We start from the raw sequence: 25955 nt of genomic DNA, 5'->3' as shown, positions 1-25955 counted from the left end.
TCGAAGTCGTGGGTGAAGGCGGCGACCTGCTCGAAGCCGAACATGGCGCCCGAGCCCTTGATGGTGTGCAGGGCGCGGAAGGCGGTGTCGATCAGGGTCCGGTCCTCGGGCCGGTCGCCGAGGTCGAGCAGGGTCGTCTCCAGGCAGGCGAGCAGCTCGGCGGCCTCGGCGCGGAAGATCTCCGCGGGATCCAGGGCAGTCATGGGACGATCGGACCCTCGCACGCGAAATGCACGGACAGAGCGGAGCGCGCGGACTGCAGCGAGCGGATGTCTCCGGTGCCGATCCGCGCGAACCTTGCCGAGACCGGGACACCCGCTGGACTGCCTTGGTCATCGTCTCCCGTCAAAGGGAGCAGAAAGCCACGCAGCTCAGAGTCACGATCTCTATAAACATCTATAAGCCGACCGCAAATTTTGAGTTAACGACATATATTGTGCGCTCTCGTCGATCGTCGCCGACGCAATGACTCGAATATATTCATGTTATACTGAGATATATGGAAAGGTGGATCACAGGATCGAGGGAGCGGCCGGCGATCTCGCGTGCCGGCCGGCGCATGGCGATCTCCGGGTTCGATGACGGACAGGCGGTCCACCGCGGATCGGCCCGATCCGCGGTGGGCGTGGATCACGGCCCGCGACGTCGGCACCGCCGGCGATGTCGGCAGTAGGCCCAGCGCCTTCTGAAGGTTGACCGCGGTGCCGGCGTCCGGCGGGAGATCCGAGGTGATCGCTCTCCGGGGCCGGACGCGCCGGTCCTCATATCTCCGACTGTTGCCCGAGCCGGCCCCGCGCTCCTCCCGCCGCTACATCTCGGCATGCCGATCCAGCATCGCGCCTTCGAGCCGAACGGTCGTGGCGCAAGCCTCTCGCGCGTTGCATGTCCGGCGCGGGACCGTGCCTCAACGCGACGGCGGCTTCGACGTCGACGAGACGGAGGACTCGGGCGTCTCGACGGGATGAACAGCGGCGATCTTCGACCAGTCAGTCACGATCAGGAAGGTTCCTGCGAAGAGGGCAGAGGCGCAGATCGCTAGACTATTGGGCTTCATCCTTTGGCGATCCTCAGGCGGCAAATATTGTTCAGATCGCGCGCCGCAGGTATCCGTCCGATCGCGCCAGCGGCGCCGTCAATCCGCGGGCACGAGCCGCACGGGGATGCCCCAAGGATCGCGGACGACGAGCGTGCCGCCGGCTCCGCCAAGCACCCCGGCGGCCTCGCGCAGCCGGTCTCTTGCCGATGCCAGGGTCGGTCCATCGACCAGCAGGGCCACCTCGGCGAGGCCCGTCAGCCCCTCGGATCGGACGGCCGCACCTCGGCTGTTCCAGACGTTGCCGGCGAGCTGGTGGTGATAGCCGCCGGAGCCGAGGAACAGGGCACCGGGATAGCGGCACATCACGTCGAAACCGAGCAGCTTCGCGTAGAAGCGCTCCGCAGCTTCGAGCGCGCCCACCTGGAGATGGACGTGCCCGACGCAGGCAGCGGCCGGCATCTCCGACCAGGGACGTGTCGCGGCCGCGACGAGCCCGGCCTGATCGAGCCGTTCGTTGCGCATCACGACCGTACCGTCCGAGGCGCGCTGCCACGCGGAGGCGGGGCGGTCGACGTAGATCTCCACGCCGTTGCCTTCCGGATCGTCGAGGTACACGGCCTCGCTCACGAGGTGGTCGGCGCCGCCGGTGAGCGCGATGCCGTGTTTCTCCGCGTGCAGGAGCCAAGCTCCGAGGTCGCCCCGGCCGGGGAGCAGGAACGCCGTGTGGAACAGGCCGGCCTCACGTGGCGCCCGTGGCCGCGCATCCGGGTCGTGCCGAAGGACGAGGAGCGTGGCGTCGCCCGTCCCGAGCTGCACGGCACCGTCGGCTTCCGAGAGGATGCGGAGCCCCAGGATGTCCCGGTAGAACCGCGTGAGCGCGCCGAGGTCGCGCACGACGAGGGTCACCGTACCGATCCGGTACGGCGCCTCGGCCAGGACGCGGTCCGGTCCGACCGGGGGCTGGCTTGAAGCTGGCGTCGCCATGGTCCGTCTCCAGAGTGCTCGGCCCGTTTGAGAGACGGGATTGCGGCCGGCCCTCAGCGGGTTCTCGTCTCCCCGGTGGCGGGCATCCGTGTCCCGGTCGGGGTCAGTTTGCTCGACGGCCTGCCGGTGCGGGCCCAGCGTCCTTGCCGCTCAACCTCTACGGCGGGTACGACCTGCCGCCGGGCCGCGTTCCAGGCCTGACGCTCACCGGCCGGGTGACCGACACGTCGGCGCAATACCACGACCGCGCCAAGAGCCAGAAGATCCCGGACGGGGCGACCCGCGATGTCGGTCTGCGCTGCGCTCCCACGTTCCGGGACCGGGCGCTGACCCTGCCGGCGAACGTCGTCAACGTGTCGGGCAACCCCACTGGGCGCCGACCGGCAAGGACGTCCTGGGCCAGGGCCCGCCGCGGACGGTCCTGCTGTCGGCCGCGATCGACTTCCGACGCCGTAGATCCGTCCGCGGCACGGTGCGGCTGAGGGCCGTCCTCGGCACCGGCCCGCTCATCGCCGCCCTGCCTCCGCCCCTGCGCGCAGTCTGCCTGGACCCTGCGCGCAGGTGTCGTCGTCGTGTATCAGCGGATGCCGCCGCTGGCGGTGATGTTCTCGCCGGTGAGCCAGCGCGCGTCGTCGGACGCGAGGAAGGCCACGACCGTGGCGATGTCGTCCGGCTGACCGGCACGGCCGAGCGGCGTCTGCGCGACGAGACCGGTTTCCATCTCGGAGCCGACGACGCCCGCTGTGTGCGTGCCCTCAGTGACCACGAAGCCCGGGCTGACGACGTTCACGCGTATCTTGCGCGGGGCCAGCTCGTTGGCGAGCACCCCCGATATGGCGTTCACCGCGCCCTTGGTGCCCGCGTACACCGCCGCCGTCGGCGTGTGCACGTGCGTGATCGCCGAGGAGATGTTCACGATGCTCGCGCCCGCGCCGAGATGCTTCGCGGCCGCCCGCGTCGCCAGCAGGATGCCGAGCACGTTGACGTCGAACTGGCGGCGATAGTGTTCCTCGGTGACCTCCTCGATCGCCGCGAACTCGTAGATGCCGGAATTGTTGACGAGCACGTCGAGCCGCCCGAATTCCCGCACCGCCGCCTCGATCACCCCCTGCGCCTCGGACGCTCTGGAGACGTCCCCCTGGACCGCGATGGCCCTGCCGCCGGCCGAGGTGATCGCCGCCACGACGGCGTCGGCCCCGGACTTGCTGGACGCGTAGTTCACCACCACAGCGGCGCCATCCTGTGCCAGCGCCTTGGCGATCCCCGCACCGATGCCCTTGGATGCCCCGGTCACCACGGCGACCTTGCCCGCAAGCTTCGACATGTGTGCTATCTCCGATATGGGCCGGCTCCGGTATGGCAGCCATCGACCCATAGTTCGGAACTTCGGAACTAACGGAGCGTCGTTCAAGACCCCATAGGGACGAAATATGAGACCGCTGTTTCACCCCGCTATCGAGGACGTGCGTCCGGAGGCGATCCTGCACGCGCTCGCCGACCCGAGCCGGGCAGCCATCTTCGCCAAGATCATGCAGGCGGGCTGTGTCGAGGCCTGCTCGGCCGTCTCGGCGGTCGGGGACCGGGTCATCCCGAAATCCTCGTTGTCCAACCACTTCAAGGTGCTGCGCGAGGCCGGTTTGATCCGCAGCGAACGCCACGGCGTCGAGGTGCGCAACCATTCCCGCTGGCTCGAGGTGGAGGCACGCTTTCCCGGTCTGCTGGCGGGGATCATCAACGCCTACGCCTCGGACGCGGGCTCCGAGCTGCAGGCCGCGAAGACCACCGCGTCGCGCTGAAGACGCGGCCTGGGTCCGCGTCGGGAACCGCTCCTGGCCCTGACCCGGCAGACCGGTCCGCGTTGAGGGCGAATTTTCGGGTGATCCCAGATCCCGATGGGGATGGATGCCGTGCCGCCCGACCACCTCGCGAGGCAGCCGATCGCTTCCGCCCTGCGGCAGGCGGGGAGCGGTGCGATGGCGGACGCGGTCTGCCGGAGATCCGGCGGCCCCGACGTGGTCTGGGTGATGGACTTCAGGTCCGCCCGTTCGACGGGCGTCCGCTCCGGATCCCGACGGTCGTCGATTGCCGCACGCGAGAAGCGCTCTCGCTCAATCCGAGAGCCGACTTCAGCCCCATTCCGGTGACGAGACTCTGGACGCGGTGGCGCACCTGCGTCCGGCGTGCCGGAAGGCCTCGCCGTTCCGACCCTGGCCGAGGGCCGTGAGGGCGCCCGGGACCGGAGGCACCCCGACAGCGACGATCGTGCCGATGCGGCTCAGGGCGGCTCGACGCCTCGCAAATTCTGACCCGGCCGCCACGGCTCGCGAGCGCGCGTCGGAGGTGGACCACTGACAGGAGCAACTCCGGGAAGTCCCGGAGGCTCCTTGACGCCCGGACCAGGTTCCGGGGGAGGCTAGATCTCACCCGCGTGAGGCGGGCTGGGCACAGCTCAGGCGAGGGTCGGGACCGCGCCGGGGAAGCCCGCGGCCGGCCGGTCGTCGTCGAACTGATTGGCCAGCGCCACCACGAGCGCGAAGTTGGCGATGGCGGCGAAGGGGAGAAGCGCGAGAGCGGTGAAGAGGGTCATCGGCGTCCTGTTGTGCAGTGCGTGAGGGCGATATCGCACTGCACACGCCGTCTTGGTATGCCACATTCCTCACGCCAGGCATGCGGCGCCTGCATGTGCGTGCCGGGATTAGGAGCGGCGGTCGCCGGTGCTCGGCCCGACGATCATTCGCGCGAGGACGGGGTGAGGGGGCTCGCCGACGCGAGGAGGCGGGCTCCCCGCTCGACGGGCCGAGATCGCGTAAGCCGTGTCGGGATCTGTCCGACCCGGCAGCGATGCATCGCGGCTACGTCACCGCCGGCCGCTTCACGAGAAGTGGCGCCCCACGACAAGGGACACGGCCGACCACGGCCAGCCCTTTATCCGCGCGGGCGATGCTCGACGTCGCCATTCCCAGCGCCAGCTACGCCCAGGACCGACTCCGCGACCCATCCCCGCTGGCGCTCATCGACCGGGTCACCGCGGCCGAGGAGGCCGCCCTGACGACCACGCAGCCGGAACGGTGCCGAACCGCGTGACCGCCGCACTGGCGGACGGGCGCGAGATCGTCCGTCAGGCCGACGATGGCCCGGGCTTCGTGGCACGGCCGATGACCCGGGACGCCGTCGAGCGCGAGGTTCGCATGGATGCCGGTGAGCGTCTCGGCACGCGCGCGGTTCGCCGTATCCTCGACGCCGTCTGGACGATCGAGGAGCGGCCCGACCTCACCGGCCCGCTCCCGTCTCTGTCCTGAGCAGCGAGAACGGGAGCGGCCGTTCCGCTCTCGGCCGGCCGGCGCAGCGGCTTCGCGTCCAGGCCGCGATCCCGTTGCCTCACCGACCCGCGTTCAGCCCTCTGGCGGGCCAACGGTATCGGCCGCATGGGCCTCGCGGGACCCGAGCGGCTTCGGCGGCCCGGTCGTGCTGTCGCGCGCGGTCTGACGTTCGATCTCGGCGTTCAACTTGGCCCCGAGAAGCACGATCACGACCGAGAACCAGATCCACGTCATGAATCCGATGCCCGCGCCGAGCGAGCCGTAGATCCTGTTGTAGCTGTCGAAGCTGGCCACGTACCACGAGAACGAGACCGAGGCGCAGACCCAGGAGACGGCCGCGGCGGCGCCGCCCCAACTCACCCAACGCCACTTGGCGTCGCGCCGACTGGGTCCGTACCGATACGTCACGGCCAGGCCCAGGCTCACGAGGATGAGCAGTCCCGGCCAGCGCACCAGACGCAGCAGAGCGTCCGTCAGGGCGCCCAGACCGAGCTGGTTGAGCGCGATCGGAAGGACGACGACCAAGCTGGTGGCTGTCAGGGCGAACAGGATGCCGCTGAGCGTGAACAGGAAGGTGGTGGCGTAGAAGCGCGTCAGCGAACGCTTCTCGCGCTCCCGGTAGATCACGTTGAGCGCGTCGAAGAGGGCGCTCACCCCCGAATTCGCGCTCCAGAAGGCGATCAAGACGCTCACCAGCGAGGCTGTGCTGAGCGCACCGGTGCTCTGCTGGGCAACGCGTATCAGCTGGTCGGACAGGAGGTCGAGGACGCCGCTCGGCAGCACGTCCGCGAGGAGGCTCACGTGCTGGCTGATGGCGTGCGGGTCGGCAAACAGACTGTAGACCGACACGACGGTCGCGAGGGCCGGGAAAGTCGCCAACAGCGCGAAGAAGGCGATGCCACCGGCCGTGGCGAGCACGCGATCGCGCGGGAACGAGTACACGACCCTGAAGAGGACGTCCTTCCATCCCACAGCCGGGATTTGGGCAGGATCATCTGCGGTTCGACCGCGCCCGGGTTCGCGCGCGCGGCTCTGGGCGAGGCTGAGGCTTCTCGGGTCGGGGCGGCGCGTGCTGACGGAGCGCCAATCGTCGCCCTCATCCTCGTCGTGGCTCTCGTCCGGGTTCACGCGGGATCCTGCGCGGCGGTCTACGCGGGCGCACGAGGCGCTGTCCGGGCGTGGTGCCAGCCGCGTCGGCCGTCTCGCCGCATCACGTGGCGCGGCTCGGCCTCGCGCCCATACCACCCGCTCCGGAGGCCTTTTGCAATCTCCGAGAGCGGCCATCCCCCGGGCGGCTCTCGTCCCGAGAACCGGCGCCGTTGCGGCTTCCGGCGCCACCGTGACCGATGCGCCGCGGTGATGGGAACCCCTGGCTGACGAGGCCGAGCGCGATTCGCGCCCCGAACGCGATCCCGCGTTGTCCGAGCCTGCGTTCTGAACCCGTCGAGCGTCGGGGATCGATCGTCACATGCCGAACATGCTCGTCGTCGGAGCATGCAGCGTGAAGGCATGGCCCTCATCGATCCAGCCGCTTCCGGCGTGACCTTGCTCGATGTAGCTGATCTCGTCGGCGCTGGAAGCGTAATAGTGGCGCCCGCTCTCGGTGTTGACGAACCGCTCGATGTTCAACGCGCCCGGTCCGGCGGCAGCCGAACTCGCGTAGGCGTCGAACGCAACGCCGTCATAGTGGTAGCCGGAGCCGTCCGAGAGAAGCCCGTCGCGCTCCGCGGTGCTGGTCGTGTAGAAGTGGTCGCCGGTCGTCGGGTTGGTGAATCGAAAGACGTCGTCGGTGGCCGACGACGACACCGGGGCGTCCCAGCCGACGCCCTGATAGGCATAACCCGACTGGGTGCTCTCCAGATGCGCGCGTTCTGCCGCGCTCGCCGTGTAGAAATGCTGCCCGGTGGCCGCGTCATAGAAGTGGAACACCGGCTCCAGCGCCGCGGGGGCGCCCGGATTAGCCTGATAGGCGCGCATGTAGTCGATGTTCATCTGCGCGGGAAACGGCGTCGTCGCGTCGGCGTCGCCCGGCCACGAGCCGCCGACGGCCAGGTTCGCGATCATGTACATGGGCTTGTCCAGACCGGCCGGCGTCGGTGTCCGGTAGATCTCCTGTCCGTCGAAGTAGAAGGTCAGCGTGTCCGGCTGCCAATCGACGCCGTACGTGTGGTAGCCGCCGCTCATGTCGGCGACGGCGGAGATACCCTGGCTCACGGTGTGGTTGCCGGGGGTCTGGCCGGGCGCCAGGCCGTGCACCGTGGTGTAGAGCGTGCCGGGATCGTGGCCGAGCATCTCCATCACGTCGATCTCGGGCGGCCAGGAACCGTCCTCCGGGAGCAACCAGAAGGCGGGCCAGAAGCCCTGACCGGCGGGTAGCTCGGCCCGCATCTCGAAGTAGCCGTAGGTCTGGCTGAAACTGTGGGAGGTATTGATCATCCCCGAGGTGTAGGGCTGCCCCCCCAACTCCTGGAGTCGAGACGGGTCGGACGGCGCGGCGGTGATGCTGAGGATGCCGTCGTGAACGCTGAACGGGCTCGCGAGCGCGCTGCCGGCGGGCTGATCGGCGCGGACATACCATTGCTGCTCTTGATTGAAGGGGAGCGTTCCGGTCGACGTGACGTGGATGCTCCATTGCGGACCGCCGGACGTGTCGAGACCCACGGTGCCGTCCCAGAGCGTCAGCCTGTCGAAGTCCTCGCTGTACGTGAGGGTCGCTGTCTGGGCGAGATTGCTCGGATCGATACCCACGGGTCACCTGCACAGTCGCCGCACGCACCGGAGCGGTCGTACCGAATTGTACAATCATAAGCTGTAATACGGGAACCGTGGGCCGGTTCCAGCCGTGATGGCGCGCACGATTTCGGGGACGGCACGGCACGCGGGGTGCCGCTGTCGCTGCGCGCGGAGCGACGGCGCGCGGGTTCCGTGCGGCGATACTCTGCGTTGGATGAGGCGCCGGCTCGGACCTCAGGGCGACAGGCGTCCTGCCCGGTTGAACCGAGCGCGCATATGACCCGGCCTTTCTCCAGTATCAGATCGCTTCGGAGACGGCTCGCAGGAGTCAAAGGCTTCGTTGAGGAGGCGGACAGTCTCGGGCTCGGGCCGAAAGTCGAGAGGGTCGGCCGGCTCCGTCCGTCGGCCTTCCGAAAGCCAGCGCGCAGCAACGGGAGGTCCCCGGCTCGGTAATCACTACGGACGCGCGCTTTTGCAACCCAAAATTGTACTGCCGGTTACGAATCAAAACCGGAGGTGCTCATGACGTCGTCCTCGCTCGCCGCGCTCAACCCGTCGTCACGCTCGCTCGAATGGCTCGTCGGGTCGAGCGCACTGTTGTCCTCCACCGCACTCTCGACCGGGCAGCTGACGAGCCTCGGCCCGATTGCCTCCCTCGTCGAGAGTGCCGTCGATGTCGGCGCCGCGGACGAGGGTGGGTCGCTGCTCCCCGACGCGCTGACGGACACCGCCAACCGGATCGTCCTCGACACGCATGCCCAACTCGAGGACACGGGTCATCAGATCGCAGCGTTGAACGGTCCGCTCCACGGGCTGACCCATCTCGGCGAGACGATCGGGCTCGGTCATATCGGCGAGCGCGGCAACCTGATCACGGATCTGTCCGGCGCCGTCGCCAACCCGACCGAGAGCGGCGCCGTCGTTCCGGTGCTGAGCGATGCCGGCCAGGCCGCCGAGGCTGCCGGAACCTTGCTGAATACCGTCACGGCACTGCCCGTGGCCGGCAACGGCCTCGTCGGCTCCGGCGGCACGCTGGCGCCGGTGACGGGGATCCTAAACCAAGCCGTCCTCGACCTGCACACGACGCTCGAGGATGCCGGCCACCAGATCCCGGTGCTCAACGCGCCGATTCACGCCCTCACCGGCCTCGGCGAGACGGTCGGCCTCGGTCACATCGGCGCGGCAGGCAATCTCCTGACGGACACGCTCGCCGTGCCGGGGTCGATTCTGAGTGGCGGCGGCCTCGCCTCGGCCAGTCCGGTCCTTACGGATCTCGGTCCCGTTCTCGGAGCGACCGACACGCTGATCACCGCCGTCACGGGCACCGCGACCGCCGGTGGCCTGCTCGCGCCGGGCGGCCTTCTTGCCCCGGTCACGAACCTCGCGAACACCGCCGTCCTCGACGTCCACATGACCCTCGAGAACCTCGGGCACGAGATCCCGCTGCTGAACGGGGCCGTCCACGGCCTGACCAATCTCGGCGAGACCCTCGGCCTCGGCCATCTGGGCGAGGCCGGAAACCTGCTGACCGACGCCGCGGCCCTGCCCGGTGCCCTCCTGGGCGGTCAGGGACTCGGGGCGCTGTCCCCTATCCTCGGCGATGTCGGCGCGGTGGCCGGCGCTGCCGGCGGCCTGCTCGGCGGCGTCACCGGCATCGTCGGCGACCTGGGTGGTGCGGGAGCGCCGGGCACGGGGAGTCTCCTCGCCCCCGTCACCGCCGCGGTCGACGGCCTGCTCGGCGGCGTGACCGGCGGCGCTCTGGACGGAACCGGGGCTCTGCTCGGGTCGAACGCACCGCTGCAGCCGGTGGGCAATGTCGCCAACACCGTGATCGACGCCGTTCACGCGACGCTGGAGCAGGTCGGACACGATGTTCCGATCCTCAACGACCCGCTCCATGCGGTGATCGCGCTGGGCAACACGGTCGGATTGGGTGAACTCGGCGACACCCACAATCTGCTCACCGACACCATCAACCTGCCCGGCGCGATCCTGACCGGAAACGGGCCTGGCGGCGTGGCTCAGGTCGCCGACGATCTCGGGCCCGTGGCGGACGCGCTGGGCGGCGTTGTCGGCTCGGCGACCGGTCTCCTCGACACGGCCGGCGGCGGTCTCGGAGCCGGCCTGCCGGGCGGTGGCCTCCTGGCACCGGTCACCTCCGCGCTCGGCGGCCTCACGGGTGGCCAGGGTACCGGTGCCGTCGACGGTCTGCTGGGCGGCCTGAACGGCGGCACGGGCTCCGGCGTGACCGGCGCGCTCCTCGGGACGAACGCGCCGCTGCAGCCGGTCGGGGATGTCGCCAATACGCTGATCGACGGCGTCCATGCCGGCGTGGAACAGGTCGGCCACGCTGTGCCGGCCCTGAACGACCCGCTCCACGCCGTGATCAACCTCGGAACCGCGGTCGGCTTGGGAGAACTCGGCGAGTCGAGCAATCTCGTGACCGATGTCGTCAACCTGCCGGGCGCGGTGCTGGCCGGCGACGGGGCACCCGCGGTGGCGCAGGTGGCGAGCGACGTCGGATCCGTGACCGGTGCGGCTGGCAGCGTGCTGGGTTCGGTCGCGGGGATCCTTCCTGCGGCCGGCGGGGACGGTCACCAGACCGGCACTCCGGTCGACGGCGTCGTCGCGGCCGTCACCACGGTCCTGGGCGGGGGCGATGCCGGTGCGGCGGGCGGCGCCGTCGGCAGCCTGCTCGGCGAACTCACCGGCGGCCCATCGGGTGAGGCGGGAGCCGGGACCCACCCATTGATCGACGCGTCGGCGGGGCCGACCACCGCGACCCCGGTCGCGGACGTCGCCGTGCTCACGCCCTCCGCCGATCCGGCGCACGCCGTCGAGGTGAGCGCGATCGCGGTGAGTGCCGATCAGCCGAGTTTGGCCACGGCGAACCTGCTCGGCAGCGACAGCATTCACCTGCCGCAGACCGGCGGCGGCGCCGATTCCCTCGTCGGCCACCTCGTGGACGCGGTGTCGGCGACATCCGCCGCGCCGGCCGGGGCGGGTGCCGCTCAGGGCGTCAGCGTCGATCTCGGCATCGCCACGATCGATCTCGGCGGCCACGCCGAGGTTCAGCACGCGGACCCGACTCCCCACACGGCCACGAGCGGCCTGCATCTGCTCGGCCTGTGAGATCCGGCCCCGCCGCTTCCGCGGCGGGGCCGTCCCGACGCTGCGGCCCGCGTCGCGTCGGCCTGAACCGCTTCGCTGACCTGCAAAGCCGAGGGATCGATCTGTGACCGACGAACGCGTGTTGCGTGTCGCGAGGCGCCGGGAGTTCTGGTCCGCGGTTCGGGCCGGACGCACGTGCCTGATCACCGTGATGATCATCAGCGGTTTCATCAACCTGCTGATGCTCACGGCCCCGATCTTCATGCTGCAGGTCTACGACCGGGTGCTGCCGAGCCGGAGCATCGCGACGCTCGTCGGTCTCGCCGGCATCACGCTGATGCTGCTCGTGATCCAGAGCATCTTCGAGATCTTCCGGGCCCGCATTCTGGCGCGCTTCGGTCGCCTCGTCGACGAGCGCCTGGGGCCGCGGATCTTCCGGGCCCTGCTGGCCCGCGGCGCCGAGATGCCGCGCGGCGACGACGGACCCCAGGCCCTGCGCGATCTCGATACCGTCCGCGGCTTCGTGTCGAGCATGGCGGTCAGCGCCTTCTTCGACCTGCCCTGGGTGCCGCTCTACGTCGCGGTCTGCTTCCTGTTCCATCCCTGGCTCGGCGCGGCGGTGGCCGGGGGCGCCCTGTTCCTGTGCGTGCTGACGGTCCTCACGGATTGGGCCTCGTCCGCCTCCACTCAGGAAGCCGTCCGGACGGCCGGTGAGCGCCGGTCCTTCACCGACATGGCGCACCGGACGGCACCGCTGCTCTCGGCCCTCGGGATGCGGTCCCGCATGGCGGAACTCTGGCAGGTCCGGGCCCGACGGAACCTCGACGTCGCGGCGTACGGGAACGATCTGGCCATCGGCTTCGGCACGACGGCACGCCTGCTGCGCACGGTGCTGCAATCCAGCATCCTCGGTCTGGGAGCCTTCCTGGTGGTGCGCGAGGAGGCGACGGCCGGCGTGATGCTGGCCGCCACGATCCTGTCCGCCCGCGCCCTCGCGCCGGTCGACCTGGCGATCGCCAACTGGAAGTCGTTCTCGGGCGCCCGACAGGCCTGGGGCCGCCTCGTCGCGTTCCTGCCCCGGCGGGAGCCCGCCGCCCTCACGCCGCTCCCGGCGCCGCGGGAGAGCGTCCGCGTGACGGCCCTGTCGATCGCGGCGCCCGGAACCGACACCCTGGTGCTCCACGACGTCAACGTCGCCCTCGCCCCCGGCAGCGCCCTCGGCGTGATCGGGGCCAGCGGCTCCGGCAAGTCCACCTTCGCCCGTGCCCTCGTCGGACTGGCGCGCCCGAGTCGCGGCGTGATCCGCCTCGACGGCGCGTTGATCGATCAGTGGGACCCCGATGCCCTCGGGCGCGCGGTCGGCTACCTGCCGCAGGACATCGAGATGTTCGACGGCACGATCGCCGAGAACATCACGCGCTTCGATCCCGAGCCCAACCCCGAGGCCCTGCTCGCGGCCGCCCAGGCCGCCGGCGTGCACGAGGTCGTCCTCCGCCTGCCGGGCGGCTACGATGCCCGCGTCGGTTCCGGCGGCCTGGGCCTCTCCGGCGGTCAGCGGCAGCGGATCGCGCTCGCGCGGGCGCTCTACGGCGATCCCTTCCTCGTGGTCCTCGATGAGCCGAACTCGAATCTCGACGTCGACGGCGACCGCGCCCTGTCGGCCGCCGTGCAGGGCGTGCGCGCCCGCGGCGGCATCGTGGTGGTGATCGCCCACCGGCCCAGTGCCCTGGCGGCGGTCGATCGCATCCTGGTCCTGGGGGAGGGGCGCGTGCAGCTGCACGGTCCGCGCGACGACGTTCTGTCGAAGCTCAATGCCCTGACGCGACGGACGCCCACGAGGGTTGCATGACGACGGGTCACACGCCCATCGGGCCGGGGGCGGATCCGACCCGCGAGACGCGGCGCTCCTTGCGGCGGCACGTCGCCGGCGTCGCCGCCGTGATCGTGGTCGCCACGGGCGCGGCAGCCTGGACGGCGGCGACCGAGTTGTCCGGCGCCATCATCGCCACGGGGTCGCTGGTCGTCGAGAGCAACATCAAGAAGGTCCAGCATCCGACCGGCGGCGTCGTCGCCGAACTGCCGATCCAGGAGGGTGCGCGCGTCCAGGCGGGCGACCTGCTGGTGCGCCTGGACGCGACCACCGCCCGGGCCACCTACGACAGCGTCACCAAGAGCCTGTGGGAGATCGCGGCGCGCAACGCCCGACTGGAGGCGGAACGCGACGGCCGCGACAGCCTCGCCATCGCCCCCGAGCTCGAGGGAGCCGGACCGGAAGTGGCCCGGATCGTCGACGGCGAGCGCAAGCTGTTCCGCTTCCGACGGGACGCGCTCCAGGGCCAGAAGGCGCAGCTTCGCGAGCGGATCGGTCAGCTGAACGAGGAGATCAAAGGTCTGGCCGAGCAGGCCGCCGCCAAGGAGCAGGAGACCGCGATCATCGGGCGGGAATACGAGGGCGTCGAGGATCTCTGGAAGAAGAACCTCATCCAGCTGACCCGGCTCACGAGCCTCCAGCGCGACATGTCCCGCCTGAAGGGTGAACGCGGCGTCCTCGTCGCGAACATCGCGCAGACCAAGGGCAAGGTCTCGGAGACCGAGCTTCAGATCATCCAGCTGGAGCAGAATCTGCGCAGCGACGTCGCCAAAGAACTGGCCGAGAACCGCGCGAAGGCCGCGACGCTGACCGAGCAGAGGATCACGGCCTTCGACCAGCTGCAGCGCATCGAGATCCGCGCGCCGCAGACCGGCTACGTGCACGAACTCGCGGTCCACACCCGTGGCGGCGTGATCTCCCCGGGCGAGCAGATCATGCTGATCGTGCCGAATGCGGACTCGCTCGTCGCGGAGGTTCGGGTCGCGCCGCAAGACATCGATCGGCTGCAGACCGGCCAAGCCGCCGGACTTCGCTTCCCGAGCTTCGACCAGCGCACAACGCCGGAACTGAACGGCCGGGTCGTCCGGATCGCCGCGGACGTGAGCGAAGACAAGCGGACCGGCAGCTTCTACTATCTTGTTCGCCTGGGCGTGACGAAGGAGGAGTTGAATCGGCTGGATGGGGCCAAGTTGATGCCCGGCATGCCGGTGGAGGCCTTCATCCGAACTGCCGACCGAACCGTTCTCTCCTACCTCACGAAGCCGCTCGTCGATCAGGCCCGACGCGCTTTTCGTGAGAAATGAGGCTCTCCGACTCCCCCGCGAAACGCGTGTCGTCGATCCGGTCGAAGGCTCGCGCCACGCCCTCCAGGATCAACTCCGTGCCGTAGCCCCGGCGCGTCGTCGCCTCCGGATTGATGGCGACACCGCTCTCGATCCAGCCCCAGGCCCGTCGCCGGCATCCGCGCCGGTCGAGGACGACTCCCAGGTCGCGTCGAGCCGGCCGGTCTCGACCGTCAGCGCACCGGACTCCACCGCATCGGTGGTCAGCTCGTGCAGGGCCGGGGCGAAGCTCTGGATCTGCCGCGCCTTCCGAGAGACTCGCGGTCCAGCAATCGTCGGTCGGTCCCGGGCTCCGCTCGCGTGCGCCGCCACCTCAGCCCTGATCAGCGCTCCGACCTCGACGGTATCACCCCCCGCATGGCTGAGCAGGGCCCGCGCCCGGCTGAGCGCCCGCAGCCCTCCTCGAACGCCACGACCGGACCGCCCTGCCTCACCGTGCGGCAAGGATTGGGCAGGCTGCTGCGGACGTCCTGATCCGACGGCGGCGACGGTTCGAGGCGTCGGAACGGGTGCCGCACCGGCGACGGCCGTCGTTGGGACACCGGCCGCCGCACCGAGGCGGAGGCGGCCGTCGCGAAGGTGACCATCGCCTCGACCCTGGCCTGCCCGCGCGCCATGCGCCCCGCGTCCAGCGCGTTGCCGGGACGGTCTCGCGAGCATGAAGCCGTGGATGGTCGCCCCGATCACGCGCCGCCGGTCCGCTGGAGACGACCTATCTCCGTCGCCACACCGCGTTCTGGTCGATCCTCAGGAGCAGCGTGACCGGCACGAGACCGATCATCACGATGAGAACTGCGGCGACGGCGCCATCCTCGTACGTGCCGCGCGCCGCCTCGCCGTAGAGATACGTGCTCAATGTCTCGACGTTGAGAGGGCGCAGGAGCAGCGTCACCGGCAGCTCCTTGGCGATGTCGACGAACGCCAGCAGCCCGCCGCTCAGCATCGCGGGCCAGGCCAGCGGGATCTGCACGGTGGCGAGCGTGGCGAGCCGCCCGCGCCCCAGGACCCGGGCCGCGTCCGATATGGTGTGCGGGATCCGCGCCAGGCCGGCCTCGCTGGCGCCCACCGTCACGGTCAGGAAGCGCAGAGCGTAGGCGATGACCAGGGCTGCGCCCGTCCCGAGCCCCACCGAGACGGTGGCGAAGCCCGCCTCGAGCAACCCGGAATCGATCAGCGCCAGGGGGCCGAGCAACCCCACCGCCAGCACGGTGCCGGGCATGGCATAGCCGAGCCCCGCCGCGCGAATCAGCGCGCGCCCGGCGCGGGCGCTCAACAGGAACGGCGCCGCCGCCACCAGCAGGCCGACCACCACCGTCACCCCCGTCGCGAGGCTCGCGTAGAGGATCGTGTTGCCGGTCTGGACCGCCAGCGTGTCGGGCCACCCCCCGCCCGCGACCCGCCGCCATGCCTCGCAGGCGAGGTGGCCCGCAGGCAGCAGAAAGCCGAGGACGACCGGCGTCGCGCCGAGAGCCACGGCGGTTCCGGCGCGCCAGCCGGAGAGCCGACGCCGCGTGACCGCCGCGTTCCGGCGGGCGCTGCCGGCATAGCCGCGCCCGCCCCGGGCCAGCCGCTCCAGGCCGACGAGGGCGACGACGCAGGCGAGCATCACCAGCGCGATCTGCGCCGCGCCGGGTAGATCGGAGCGGTTCACCCAAGTCGCGTAGACCTGTACGGTCAAGGTGCGCACGCCCAGGAACTCGGCAGCACCGACATCGTTCAGCGCCTCCATCAGGGCGAGGCCGGTGCCGAGCGCCACCGCCGGGCGGGCAAGCGGGAGGGCGACCCGCAGGAAGCTGCGGAACGGCCCGGCGCCGAGCACCCGCGCGGCCTCCAGCAACGTGCCCGCCTGCATCAGGAACAGCGCCCGCGTCGGCAGGTAGACGTACGGGTACAGGACGAAGCCGAGGAGCAGGATGCAGCCCGGTAGCGAGCGCAGGTCCGGCAGGGGCAGGTCGCGGGGGCTCGACAGGCCGAGCAGGCTCCGCAGCCCGGCCTGAAGCGGCCCGAGGGGATGCGACAGGTCGAGATAGGCGTAGGCCACGACATAGGTCGGCATCGCCAGCGGCAGAAGCAGCGCGCCTTCTAGGACGCGGCGGCCAGGAAAGTCGAAGGCCGAGACCAGCCACGCGGCCCCGGTCCCGAGCCCGATCACTAGGAGGCCGACGCCCGCCAGCAGGAGGGCGGTGTCCCGGATCGCCTGCGGCAACACGTAGGCGGCCAGATGCGGCCAGAGTTCGCTGCCGCCACCGAGGGCCGCGATCCCTAGGGAGATGACCGGCGAGAGCAGCAACGCCGCCAGCGCCGCCGCGCCCGCCCAGCCGAGACCGCGCGTCGCCGCCATCCTCGTCCGCACGGGCTCAGTTGTCGAAACCGACCTTGTCGACGAGCAGGCTCGCCGCCTTGCGGTTGCGGGCGATCTCCAGCAGCGGCGTCTGATCGATCGTCAGGGTGCCGAGGCTCGCGAGCAGCGGGTCGATCGCGGCGCCGGCCTTCACGGGATACTCGTAGTCGGCGTTGGCGTAGACCGCCTGCGCCTCGTCGGAGACGAGATATTCGAGGAGCTTCACCGCCTCCTCACGGTTTGGCGCCGCCTTGGCGACGACGGCGCCCGAGACGTTCACATGGGTCCCGCCGCCCTCGAAGGTCGGGAGCACGACCTTGATCGCCTTGCCCCATTTCTGCTGCTCCGGCCCGCCGCGCCCCGAGCGCATCAGCCCGACATAGTAGGAATTCCCGAGACCGACCTCGCAGAGGTCGGCGGCGATGTCCCGGGCCACGTCGCGGTCACCGCCCGCCGCCTTCCGGGCGAGATTGGCCTTCAGCCCGCGCAGCCACGCTTCGGTCTTCTCCGCGCCGTGGCGGACGAGGAAGGCCGAGATCAGGGCGGTGTTGTAGGGGTGCTGTCCCGAGCGCAGGCACACCTTTCCCGTCCACTGCGGATCGGCGAGGGACTCGTAGGTCGCGGCGGTGAGGCCCGAGAGAGTCTCGTCGGCGTAAAGCACGCGGGCGCGCATCGAGAGGGCGAACCACCGACCTTCGGCGTCGCGCAGGGGCGCAGGCACCGCCGCCTCCAGCGCGGGCGAGCGCACCGGCTGGGCGAGATCGCGGTCCACGAGTTCGATCAGGTTGCCGATATCGACCGTCATGAGGATGTCGGCGGAGGAGCGGGCACCCTCGGCGGCGACGCGCTCGGCGAGGCCCTTCTCCACGAAGACGGTGTTGACCTTGACGCCGCTCTTGGCGGTGTAGGCTTCGAGCAGGGGGCGGATCAGGCCCGGTTCCCGCGTCGTGTAGAGGTTCACCTCCGCCGCGTGGGCAGTCACGCCGAGGCCGAGCGAAAGGACGAGGCCAGACCAGGCGAACTTTCCGGAGAGAGACGACACGGCAAAACCCCCTTCATCAAACGATGCGTAGGGCGGTATACGTGTAATCATTGTATCGCAAGAAAGTTTTGTTTTTAAATATTCTAATTCAGCGCAGGCTCGTCTTCGCTGGCGCCTCCCGCAGGAAAGATGTGAGCCTGTTCCGGCAGAAGGTGAATGCCGACCTCGTCTCCGGGAACGGCCGCCGGCGGGAGGTGCAGGCGCAGCGGCGCGTCGAGTCCGGCCACCGCGAGATCCAGGCGCAGGCGCGGTCCCGCGAAGGTGCGGCCGAGGACGGAGGCGCGCACCCCGTTCCCTGCCGGTCCGCGCGAGGCCTCCAGACGGATCGCCTCCGGGCGAAGGCACACCGTCACATCCCCGTCCGGCAGGGCGGCAGGCCGGGGCAGCGGACCGAGCGGCGTCGCGATGCGGTCGGCCGCCGCCCGGCCCGGAATCTCGATGATCTCGCCGAGCGCCCTGGCGGCGAAGGGCGTCTCCGGCGCGCCGTAGATCGCCTCGGGCGTGCCGGATTGGACGATCCGGCCGCGGTGGATCAGGACGATGCGGTTCGCGAAGGCCACGGCCTCCGCAGCGTCGTGGGTCACGAGGAGCGCGCCGGTCCGGTCCCGGCGCAGGACGGCGAGGGTGTCGGCGCGAACGCGATCGCGGTTGCCGGCATCGAGGTTCGAGAACGGCTCGTCGAGGAGCAGGACCCGCGGGCGCGGTGCCAGGGCGCGGGCGAGCGCCACCCGCTGCGCCTCGCCGCCCGACAGGGTGCCTGGATAGCTGTCGGCCCGGTGCGCCAAGCCCACCTGCTCGAGCCGCTCGCGGGCGACGCGCTCCGCCTCCGCGCCACCGAGATGGGCGAGGCCGAAGCGAACATTGGCGAGCACGGTGAGATGGGGAAACAGCGCGTAGTCCTGGAACATGAGCCCGACGCCGCGGGTCGCGGGCGCCTCGTTGCGGCCGCGGCCGGCGACGCGCCGGCCGCCGATGGCGATCTCGCCCGCGTCCGGCGCGTCCAGGCCGGCGATGAGCCGCAGCAGCGTGCTCTTCCCGCAGCCGGAGGCGCCGAGCACCGCCACGATCTCGCCCGGCTCGAGGGTCAGCGAGACGCGGTCCAGGGCGAGCGTCCGGCCGAAGCGCCGGCTCACGCCCGAGACCACCAGCCGCGAGGCGGCGGGACGGGAGGCAGCGTCGGGCGTCGGAACCGTGCGTCGTCGAAACAAGGATGGGCAATCCCGGAGGCGGGCCTTGCAGGAGAACGGCCGACACCGTCCTTCTCATCCAGCAGTGGTCATGGCGCTCAGCTCGGGCTGACGAACCGCCTGCGACCACCTCTCCGGACAACGTCTCCGGAGCGGATGAGCCCCTTCCGGCAAGCTTCGACCGGCGCCGATGCGCCGCCGGGCGTCGCCGTCGGGTGGAGGTCGAGCCGACGGCTTCCGGGGTGCGGGACGCCGATCGCTGTCATCGTGGGCCGACGGACTCGTTCTCGAGAACGATGATGGATCGAGAACGCGACCGGCCTCTCGGCACCGGGGCTGGCGGGGGTTCACGGCCTGAGCCGGAACAGAGCCTCCGATCAGGAGGGGCTTCGGCCCACCCAGACCGGGCCAGCCATCGTCGACGCCGCGACGCGTGGCATCGACGCAGGGCAGGGCAGGGTAGGGCGCCGCGCGATCCCGATAGGATTCGAATATCGCGAAAGCCGTGCCGAGCCCGCGCGGAGGTCCTGGAAACGGCCGGGCGGGGTGGAGAGCGGTTCAGCAGCTCGCGGTGGGATCGGGATCCGCCGCCCCGCACACTCAGGAGCGGCCCTGGCGGTGCCGATGGGCTGCGATGTCCGTCAAACAGCCATCCGGCCGGCCTGGCATGCCGCAGCCCTTCTCAGCGCGGAGCGGACAACGAGGATGTGCCCGGGCATGATGGCCGCGAGATAGGCGTGTCCGAGGCGGTTACGGCAGCGGACGACCGTGGTGGCGACGAGGTCCTCCCGCCCGTCCGGGCGCTCGCTGAGAAGAAGCGACAGGCGAAAATCGAGGTGGCGGTCGTCCTCTCCCAGGACGATCTCGCGCTCAGACCGAGAGAGTACCGGAAAGAAGTCGATCCGGTCCCGGCCGTCGGCCTTGAGGCGGGCCCTCATCGCCCCCGACGTCCGAACCCCGAAGAGGCGCACAGCCGCGTCGCGCAGTGCCATGGCTGCCGTGATCCAGGGGGCCGGGTTCGAGAGCGCTTCTTGAGCCAGCCTTGACAGGTCATGCGGCCCCGGCCCGGGCAGCGTCACCGCGAAGGCGTCCACGAGATCCGCGCCCGGATACCGAGAGGCCACCGCGCACTCGGCCGGCGACATCATCGTGCGAACGTGGGACAAGCGCTCAGCTGGCCCGTGTCCTGACGCGCCCATCGCCGGCGAGACGGCGCAACGAGCGGCGCTGACAGCGGCGCAGCGCGACGGCAAAGTTGACTCCGACCCGTCCGCTTCTGGCCTCTGGCGCCCAGAAGCGAACGGGCAGCGTCCCACCCGGAGCAGTCGATCCAAGCGGTCCGGTGTGGGTGCGCGTTTCATGAACAGAGCCGCGCCCTCAGCCCGGTTGCGAAGGGCCGGGCCCGTCTTTCGAGACTACGCGACGGGGCCCGCCACCTTCAAGGCTCGTTGGCTACGGCTTGTTGGCCGGAGCCGGGTTCGTCGTCGTTGCCGGAGGCGCAGGGTTTGCCGGCGCCGTGCTGGCAGGAGGTGGCGGAGGCGGGGGGGCCTCGGCCTTCTTCTCGTCTTTGCAGGCCGTGAGCGTGAGCAAGCCGACGAGCGGCAGCAGATGGCGAATACGCATGACCGTTCCTCCTGTTTGGCCAGTCTAGGCGGTGAGGAACGTCGCCCGGTCGCTGTTCGATCCAGCGCGCCGTGATTCCGGCATCGAACCTGATGCCGGCTCATCGTGGGCATCGACGCGGCGAGCCAACGCCATCGGTCGGGTCCGGCTGTGCCGTGAGACCTCGCAAAGCGACGTTCTCGATCGAACCGGTCGTAGCAGGCCGACACGTCGGAACGACGCGAGGCGGACGTCGGGAGGGCCTGCTTCGGGTCGGGACAGGCGTGGCGACGACATCCGCCGCCCCGAAATTGTCGCGCGCAAGCGGACCGTCGCGTAACCACCCAGAGCGACCATCCTGCGTCCGACCCAACCTCTCTACAGAAGCGTCGGTGGGAGCTGCCCGAAAGCTCGCCTCCGGCCGGCGGAGAGCCGAGATGCTCTCCCGGGATCTGCCGCCGCGATGACGCAGCGCATGTCGGCCAGCCCTTCCCGGACAATCTCGGTCGGCGCGCGGATCATCGTGCCGGCATGGATGCGGCCGAGCGCGGTGCAGTCCTGCGGTTGGGCTCGCGGTCCGGCACCGCCAGGAAGCCGACCCGCTCGCACCCCGCCATTCGTCTGGCGCGGCCGATCCGCCGAGGTACAGGTCTCGGAGAACTGGCATCCGCTCCGGGTAGAGACGTCGCGTAAAATCCGTGAAGAGCGTGTCGACGGAGCCTGTGATCGAGATCGATGTCCTCATGGCGCGGCTTCAGGCCTGCAAGTGACGACATTGATGCTTGTGATCGACGGGCGGGATTGACGATAGCGGTCGCAATCCCGCGAGCAACGGCACTGTCGGGGCGATCGTGAAGACGTCTATCGCGACCATGACCTCATCCCGCTTCTGCGCGACTGTGCCGGGGGGAACGGATGGAGATCGCGGCTCGTTGAACCCTCAAGTTGCGTTGCTTGAACGAGAACAACCGGGGAGATCGCCCGTGACGCCGTCCCTGCAATCTGCCTTGGCCGCCTCCGGCTATGTCGGCTTCTGGGAAACGGACCTCGCCACACAGACCGTTGCGATGACGGGGGCTCTGCCCAACCTGCTCGGCCTCGACGAGCAGCGTGCCGCGGCGGGCGTCCCGGTGACGGCGTTTCTGGAAGGCGTTCATCCCGACGATCGCGAGCGGGTCGCGTATTTGGTGCACGAGGCACACCACACGGCAGGGCGCTTCGAAGCCGAGTTCCAGACCAACGATGGTCCCGGTGGCGTGCGTCGCGTCGCTGCACGAGGCCGGGTCGAGGTTGACGCGCGCGGCCAGGGGCAACGCTGCCTCGGCGTCGTCCTGGATCTCGGGGATGGCGGCCAGGACGACCTGACCGCTTCAGCCCAGCGGCTTCGAGCGATCGATCGGGTCGTCGACGCGTTGATCGCGGTCCGCCCGCTGGTTGCAGAAGTCGGTTCGCCTCTCCTGCGCACGCTGATCGACGCGACGCTCTTGGAGTTCGGAAAGCTTCTGGCCGGCCAGATGAAGCGAACCGCACGCCAACTGAATTAACAGTTTCCTCGATGCCTATCCTGCTGGGCGGCGACAGAACTTACGAAGTCAATACAGGAGCGGCGATCATCGCGATCGACGACGCGCTCGAAGGCGGTCAAAAGCGCGAGCGCTTCTTCCGCCGCTCTGACGCTTGCGGGCCTGTCCCGGAAGATCGCGACGTCGTCCCCGAGCGCTGCAGCGATGCGCCGCAGGATGCTGCCGCTTGTGGTTCGTTCTTCGGTCATTGCTGCGCTCCGGCCCCAGGTAAACGGTCGCAGGTACGCGACCGCTGGAGGAAGCGAAACGAACACCCGAACCTGCCCAAGGTATGTGGATGGACACCGCCCGGTATCCGGCGCCTGCAACCTGTGCGGGCGCGCCGCTGTGATAATGCGCCTGCGCGTGATCGGTTGCGACACGTCGGGCGGAGCACCCCAGCCGAGCCCGTGACCGTCACCGCGGGACCGCCAGCGAGGGCGCCGATCATCGCGCAGGACATGGCCTTGCGCATATGGCCTTGCGCATCATGACGCCCGGCGCTCAGCAGCGGTTGCCGCCCGCGGTCTGGCCGTACTGCTTGACTGGGAAGTTCTGCTGGTTGGCATTGCCCTCGGCAGCCGAGCTCTGCGGACAAGTCGAGGGGTCGCGGTCGAAGCGGCTGCCGAACGGGGCGTCGAACGAGCCCGTAGTTTCCACATTGTAGGGCGCGTAGCCCGTCCAGGCGGGACGGTCGTAGGACATCGCGGACGAGATCGGTGCTGCGGTGAGTGCGAGGGCAGTGACGGCAGCGGCGATGCGGGTCTTCATGAACTGATCCTTGCTCCTTTGCGCAGTACAGTCCGAGATGTTCGGTCTGCTCTCTCTTGCGTGATACCGAAATGGGGACGGCTGTCCCGTGGCGGCGTGCCGCTGCGCACGCAGCGTCCGGGATTAATCGGGGCGGAGGCGCTGCTGTGACCGCGCGCGAGCAGGCTGCCTCCGCCGCGGCTTCGAGACCGGGCGACAGATCGCGCTCACAGCGCCCGATCGTTGAACCAGACGCGTGCTTCAGGTTTTGCCTGAAAGCCGACGCGATCCAACTTCGCCGAGGCACGGAGGATCTCCATGCGTATTCCAGTTCTTGCCGCGCTCGCGGGTGTGAGCCTCGGCGTCCTGGCCGTCCCCGCCTCGGCCGTGCCAGCCGGTCCCGTGGCCGGCATCTCGTCGCCGTCCGACATGCTCACCGACGTTCGGATGAGGCGCCATCACGTGCGGCGCCATTCGATGTCGCGGATCCAGCGGCGCTATCCCGGTGCGAGCTTCGTCCGGAACAAGACGCCCGGCGCTCCGGGCGGCAGCAGCCGGGGCAACGGGGTCACCGGCAGCTACGCCGCGCCCAGCGGACGGTAGGCTCTCACGCGCGCGTATCTCAGCGCGCTCAGGCCGCCGCGGCGGGCTGCCACGTGCGACGTCTCCGCCACCGGATCCCTGCTCTGCGGCAACGTGCAGGACCGTGGGCGGCAGAGGGCGCAGGTGGAAGGGACCTCAGCTTCCGGCACTCTCACGGGATCTGATCCGGGCCGGGGCCTGACGATCGCACGGGCGAGGAGGCCGACACGTCGGCTTCTCAGCGAGCCAGCTTCGCGGGGAGCATTGTCGGCGCCGGGCGGGACGCGTTCGACGCCGCGAACGAGGCAACGAAGCCGGCCAGGGAACGTACATCGTCCGGTTGTCGCGGGTCTCGAGCGACCGCGGCGGCTTCCCGTTCCAGCCGAAGGTTGCAGGCCTTTGTCGGGAGGCCGACATCCGGCGTGCAGGCGTCGTGACGGGCGCAAGCGGCGTCCAGGGCGTCGACAGGCGGCAGAGGAGCGTTGTTGCCGGGGCCGCAGTAGTTGCCGTGGATGAGAAACTTCGGCCCGCCGTTCGCGGCTGGCTGTGCCGAGGACGGAGCGGCCCACGCGGTGGCGAGGAGGGCGGGGGCGGCGAGGCTGACGACGGTGCGAGTCAACATGGTGGAGACCCTCCAGCACCTCGCCGCACAGTCCCATCGGCGATGATGGTGCGAGACCTGTTTGAGTACCTTACATCACGTCGCGATGTGCTGCAGAACACTACCCCTATTCGGATGATGCTCTGCCTGGGTGGCGGACGGCTTGGCCGCCGGCTCACCGCGTCCGCGACATCGTGCTGAACCACGGGCGTCGGATGGCGAAGGCGGACGGGCGATACGGAACAGTGACTGCGCCCGTCCGGTTGGCCTGAAGCGACTGCCGCAGGCTCGCGGCCGTGGCCAGGAGAGAGCCCTTGTTCAAAGTACCCGCACTGACGGCTGGGTTGTTCGCAGCCAGCATGTTTCTCGCCCCCGCCCCGGCATCTGCGGCCCAGATCGGCATCGGAGCCGTTCCGGAGGCCGGTTCCGCGATGCGAGACGTCCAGTACGGCTACGGCGGCCCGCGCTTCGGACGGCACTTCGGTTACGGTCGCCGGGGCTACGGTGGCCCGCACTTCCGTGGGCGCGGCTACGGCTATGGGCGCGGGTATGGTCGCGGCTACGGCCGCGGATATGGGCCCGGCCATGGTTACGGCTACGGGCGCCGCGGCGGCTTCTGACACTCTCCGCTGAGCGGATCCTAGCAAGCCCGCCCGGTCCTCCGGCGCGGGCTTCTGCGTACGATGCTGCGCGTTACCGGTCGCGCAGGGAGAAGAACCAGATCAGGACAGGGATCGGCCCACCGAGAACCACAGAAGGCCGCCCGTCATCATGTCTTGCTCCGGGACCTGTCCGGGCAACCCCGTGGGCCTGTTCCGGCAGGCGGTCCTGCAACCGGGGTCGATCAACGTCTCATTAACCATCTGCGCGCAGACCTCCGGGCCGGCCGAGCCCGAAGGAAGCCGATGCCCCTGACTCATCCGTTCGTTGCCCAAGCGATCGTGGCCGAGACCGAAGCGATGAAGGCGGCGATCCTGGCCGAGAAGATGCGGGCCATGGAAGCGACGGGCGCCGCCAGGGCCTTCGCCGAGATGGCTGCTGCCCAGAGGGGACGGGCCGCGTGGGCCAGGGCTCAGATCGCACCTCGGCGTTCGGCCTGACGATGCTGCCTGCTCCGCGAAGTGAAGGTGGGCGGCGGGCAGCGCCCGTCCACCCTCGATGAGGCACGGCTGAACTGTCGAGACGCGACCGAGCACCGCCCGTCCCCTCGCGGTCGGGCGACCGTTCTCGGCACCTGCGGAATACGGCCCCGCCCAGCGCTTCCCCACGGCCCGTCGCAGGTCGGCTGCCCCGCGAACGCGCGACATGGTCGAGGCGCGCGGCGCCGCCATCCGGAGCCGGTGAGTCGATCCAGCGCGGCTCGACGCCTCCGACGCTCAGACACGCCTCGGCCGGCGTGAAGATGCCGGGCGGTGGGCCGCTGACTGTGGTAGACGTAACCGCATGCGCGCTGGCGATCCAGCGTCTCATGGCCCTCAGGGAGAGTTGCAGTGGCGCGTCCGGACCTCGGTACGAAGCGTGTTTGCCCGACGACGGGTAGGAAGTTCTACGACCTCGGCAAGAATCCTGTGATCTCGCCCTATTCAGGCGAGGTCGTGCCGATCGCTGCGGCGACATCGTACTCGCGGGGGAGCGCTCCCGTTGTCGCCCGCAAAGAGGCGCCGAGCGACGAAGAGGATGAGACGGAGGGCCCCGAGCTCGTATCGCTGGACGAGGTCGAGGCTGAAGAGGCCGAGAAAGACACGGACAGCAATGCTGAAGACGATGACGCTCTCGATATCGAAGACGACGGTGAGCAAGTCGACGATGACAACCTCGTCGTCGATGAGGACGATGACGACACCAGCGATCTCGTCGAAGTCAACGATGACGATGACGATCAATAGCCGCG

Annotated in this window: 24 protein-coding genes; 11 read left to right on the top strand and 13 right to left on the bottom strand. The window is 69.8% G+C overall.

Annotation, left to right across the window (positions count from 1 at the left end; translation table 11 throughout):
- From ACTJK8_RS27125 to ACTJK8_RS27115, 3 genes are all read right to left on the bottom strand, one after another.
- A partial coding sequence (locus ACTJK8_RS27125; RefSeq protein WP_440762823.1) for an Hpt domain-containing protein occupies nt 1-203 on the bottom strand: 203 nt, incomplete at its 3' end.
- Between the two features lie 929 nt (nt 204-1132).
- Nucleotides 1133-2020, bottom strand: a complete 888-nt coding sequence (locus tag ACTJK8_RS27120) for a VOC family protein (protein ID WP_012329513.1) — start codon at nt 2018-2020, stop codon at nt 1133-1135.
- 577 nt (nt 2021-2597) lie between these two features.
- Nucleotides 2598-3344 (bottom strand): glucose 1-dehydrogenase, encoded by a 747-nt coding sequence (locus ACTJK8_RS27115; protein WP_012329512.1) that lies wholly within the window; start codon nt 3342-3344, stop codon nt 2598-2600.
- Between the two features lie 106 nt (nt 3345-3450).
- Here ACTJK8_RS27115 and ACTJK8_RS27110 point away from each other — a divergent pair, with 106 nt between their 5' ends.
- The gene (locus ACTJK8_RS27110) at nt 3451-3816 is read left to right on the top strand and encodes an ArsR/SmtB family transcription factor (RefSeq protein ID WP_029359805.1); all 366 of its coding nucleotides are present in this window, start codon (nt 3451-3453) and stop codon (nt 3814-3816) included.
- A 653-nt stretch (nt 3817-4469) separates the two neighbouring features.
- On the opposite strand, the gene ACTJK8_RS27105 is transcribed toward ACTJK8_RS27110, so the two are convergent.
- Complete coding sequence (locus ACTJK8_RS27105; RefSeq protein ID WP_164891414.1) at nt 4470-4607, bottom strand: hypothetical protein; 138 nt, start codon at nt 4605-4607, stop codon at nt 4470-4472.
- A 353-nt stretch (nt 4608-4960) separates the two neighbouring features.
- On the opposite strand from ACTJK8_RS27105, the gene ACTJK8_RS27100 reads away from it, so the two are divergent.
- Both ACTJK8_RS27100 and ACTJK8_RS27095 read left to right on the top strand, forming a co-directional pair.
- Complete coding sequence (locus ACTJK8_RS27100; RefSeq protein ID WP_012330005.1) at nt 4961-5104, top strand: hypothetical protein; 144 nt, start codon at nt 4961-4963, stop codon at nt 5102-5104.
- Entirely contained in the window at nt 5101-5319 is a 219-nt protein-coding gene (locus tag ACTJK8_RS27095) for a hypothetical protein (protein WP_440762822.1), read from the top strand. Before ACTJK8_RS27100 ends, ACTJK8_RS27095 begins: the two co-directional genes overlap by 4 nt.
- A 93-nt stretch (nt 5320-5412) precedes the next feature.
- Here the strand turns inward: ACTJK8_RS27095 and ACTJK8_RS27090 are convergent, their stop codons facing one another.
- Complete coding sequence (locus ACTJK8_RS27090; protein ID WP_440762821.1) at nt 5413-6468, bottom strand: YihY/virulence factor BrkB family protein; 1056 nt, start codon at nt 6466-6468, stop codon at nt 5413-5415.
- Between the two features lie 336 nt (nt 6469-6804).
- Entirely contained in the window at nt 6805-8088 is a 1284-nt protein-coding gene (locus ACTJK8_RS27085; protein WP_440762820.1) for a family 16 glycosylhydrolase, read from the bottom strand.
- A 507-nt stretch (nt 8089-8595) separates the two neighbouring features.
- Here ACTJK8_RS27085 and ACTJK8_RS27080 point away from each other — a divergent pair.
- The 3 genes from ACTJK8_RS27080 to ACTJK8_RS27070 all read left to right on the top strand — a co-directional run bounded on the left by ACTJK8_RS27080 (nt 8596) and on the right by ACTJK8_RS27070 (nt 14358).
- A complete protein-coding gene (locus ACTJK8_RS27080; protein ID WP_440762819.1) occupies nt 8596-11205 on the top strand; it encodes a beta strand repeat-containing protein in 2610 nt (869 codons plus the stop codon).
- Nucleotides 11206-11308: 103 nt separating this feature from the next.
- Nucleotides 11309-13033 (top strand): type I secretion system permease/ATPase, encoded by a 1725-nt coding sequence (locus tag ACTJK8_RS27075; protein WP_440762818.1) that lies wholly within the window; start codon nt 11309-11311, stop codon nt 13031-13033.
- The gene (locus ACTJK8_RS27070; protein ID WP_209651263.1) at nt 13030-14358 is read left to right on the top strand and encodes an HlyD family type I secretion periplasmic adaptor subunit; all 1329 of its coding nucleotides are present in this window, start codon (nt 13030-13032) and stop codon (nt 14356-14358) included. The genes ACTJK8_RS27075 and ACTJK8_RS27070 overlap by 4 nt, the downstream gene beginning before the upstream one ends.
- A gap of 751 nt (nt 14359-15109) precedes the next feature.
- On the opposite strand, the gene ACTJK8_RS27065 is transcribed toward ACTJK8_RS27070, so the two are convergent.
- The 4 genes from ACTJK8_RS27065 to ACTJK8_RS27050 form a co-directional block, all read right to left on the bottom strand.
- The gene (locus ACTJK8_RS27065) at nt 15110-16738 is read right to left on the bottom strand and encodes an ABC transporter permease (RefSeq protein WP_076728989.1); all 1629 of its coding nucleotides are present in this window, start codon (nt 16736-16738) and stop codon (nt 15110-15112) included.
- 16 nt (nt 16739-16754) lie between these two features.
- Nucleotides 16755-17780 carry an extracellular solute-binding protein gene (locus ACTJK8_RS27060; RefSeq protein WP_076728990.1) on the bottom strand — a complete coding sequence of 342 codons (1026 nt, stop codon included), beginning with the start codon at nt 17778-17780 and terminating at the stop codon, nt 16755-16757.
- An 83-nt stretch (nt 17781-17863) separates the two neighbouring features.
- Nucleotides 17864-18913 carry an ABC transporter ATP-binding protein gene (locus ACTJK8_RS27055; RefSeq protein ID WP_440762825.1) on the bottom strand — a complete coding sequence of 350 codons (1050 nt, stop codon included), beginning with the start codon at nt 18911-18913 and terminating at the stop codon, nt 17864-17866.
- A gap of 695 nt (nt 18914-19608) precedes the next feature.
- Nucleotides 19609-20112, bottom strand: a complete 504-nt coding sequence (locus ACTJK8_RS27050; protein ID WP_440762824.1) for a DUF2867 domain-containing protein — start codon at nt 20110-20112, stop codon at nt 19609-19611.
- A gap of 1440 nt (nt 20113-21552) precedes the next feature.
- Here ACTJK8_RS27050 and ACTJK8_RS27045 point away from each other — a divergent pair.
- Entirely contained in the window at nt 21553-22113 is a 561-nt protein-coding gene (locus ACTJK8_RS27045) for a PAS domain-containing protein (RefSeq protein WP_058608123.1), read from the top strand.
- On the opposite strand, the gene ACTJK8_RS27040 is transcribed toward ACTJK8_RS27045, so the two are convergent.
- Both ACTJK8_RS27040 and ACTJK8_RS27035 read right to left on the bottom strand, forming a co-directional pair.
- Nucleotides 22110-22340 carry a hypothetical protein gene (locus ACTJK8_RS27040; RefSeq protein WP_058608122.1) on the bottom strand — a complete coding sequence of 77 codons (231 nt, stop codon included), beginning with the start codon at nt 22338-22340 and terminating at the stop codon, nt 22110-22112. The two genes, ACTJK8_RS27045 and ACTJK8_RS27040, sit on opposite strands and share 4 nt — an antisense overlap.
- 295 nt (nt 22341-22635) lie before the next feature.
- Nucleotides 22636-22902, bottom strand: a complete 267-nt coding sequence (locus tag ACTJK8_RS27035) for a hypothetical protein (protein WP_440762817.1) — start codon at nt 22900-22902, stop codon at nt 22636-22638.
- A 297-nt stretch (nt 22903-23199) separates the two neighbouring features.
- Between ACTJK8_RS27035 and ACTJK8_RS27030 the strand changes: the two genes are divergently transcribed.
- Nucleotides 23200-23484, top strand: a complete 285-nt coding sequence (locus tag ACTJK8_RS27030; protein WP_127993075.1) for a hypothetical protein — start codon at nt 23200-23202, stop codon at nt 23482-23484.
- Nucleotides 23485-23701: 217 nt separating this feature from the next.
- Here the strand turns inward: ACTJK8_RS27030 and ACTJK8_RS27025 are convergent, their stop codons facing one another.
- On the bottom strand, nt 23702-24085 hold the full coding sequence (locus tag ACTJK8_RS27025; protein WP_012329990.1) for a hypothetical protein: 384 nt from the start codon (nt 24083-24085) through the stop codon (nt 23702-23704).
- A 410-nt stretch (nt 24086-24495) separates the two neighbouring features.
- Here ACTJK8_RS27025 and ACTJK8_RS27020 point away from each other — a divergent pair, with 410 nt between their 5' ends.
- From ACTJK8_RS27020 to ACTJK8_RS27010, 3 genes are all read left to right on the top strand, one after another.
- Nucleotides 24496-24684 (top strand): hypothetical protein, encoded by a 189-nt coding sequence (locus tag ACTJK8_RS27020; protein WP_440762816.1) that lies wholly within the window; start codon nt 24496-24498, stop codon nt 24682-24684.
- A gap of 285 nt (nt 24685-24969) precedes the next feature.
- Complete coding sequence (locus tag ACTJK8_RS27015) at nt 24970-25164, top strand: hypothetical protein (RefSeq protein WP_440762815.1); 195 nt, start codon at nt 24970-24972, stop codon at nt 25162-25164.
- A 390-nt stretch (nt 25165-25554) separates the two neighbouring features.
- Nucleotides 25555-25950 carry a TIGR02300 family protein gene (locus ACTJK8_RS27010; RefSeq protein WP_012329987.1) on the top strand — a complete coding sequence of 132 codons (396 nt, stop codon included), beginning with the start codon at nt 25555-25557 and terminating at the stop codon, nt 25948-25950.
- Nucleotides 25951-25955: the final 5 nt, after the last annotated feature.

This window comes from Methylobacterium sp. 22177 (assembly GCF_052045615.1).
GTDB classification, from domain to species: domain Bacteria; phylum Pseudomonadota; class Alphaproteobacteria; order Rhizobiales; family Beijerinckiaceae; genus Methylobacterium; species Methylobacterium radiotolerans.
The sequence above is the reverse complement of the archived record's forward strand: the minus strand, read 5'-3'. Positions and strand labels throughout refer to the sequence as shown.